Origin of the sequence: Halorubrum sp. Atlit-28R, from assembly GCF_003665955.1 — an archaeon.
GTDB classification, from domain to species: domain Archaea; phylum Halobacteriota; class Halobacteria; order Halobacteriales; family Haloferacaceae; genus Halorubrum; species Halorubrum tropicale.
This window is the reverse complement of record NZ_QPLS01000291.1, coordinates 1-437: the sequence shown is the minus strand read 5'-3', so window position 1 is coordinate 437 and position 437 is coordinate 1. Positions and strand designations below refer to the sequence as shown.

The window sequence follows — 437 nt, the reverse complement described above, 5'->3', positions numbered from 1 at the left end:
CTCTACGAATCCTACGGGCGCGAGGCTGGCTGGGACCTTCCGAAGCTCTTCTGGCGACTCCTCACCGCGTTCTGCGCTTGGGGTGTCATCATCATCCTGCTTTTCACCTCACCGTTCGAGGGGCAAGAGCCGTTTTTCTTTCTCGTCGTCGGGGCCGCGATGTCGGGTGTGATGATGTGGCCCTACACCGCGCTCGTTCTCGTGATGAACACGACGCGACTGCCCGAACATCTCCAACCCGGATGGGGTCGCGTTCTCGGAATGTGGTGGGCGACGGGATTCTACGGCTACTTTAGCGTCCTTCTCATCGGGACGTCGCTGACGAACTTCGGGCTTGCAGCATTCGAGACGGCCCCGTCGATTCTCGGGAGCGGTGCTGGCGGGTACGCCCTCTGGGCGATGTACCTCACCGCACAGGCCTACACGGTGAGCAAGTC

The 437-nt window shown here is 61.6% G+C and carries 1 pseudogene; it reads left to right on the top strand.

Going from position 1 to position 437, the window contains the following annotated elements:
• Window positions 1-437: pseudogene (locus DVK06_RS17970) on the top strand (hypothetical protein); the annotation flags it as partial.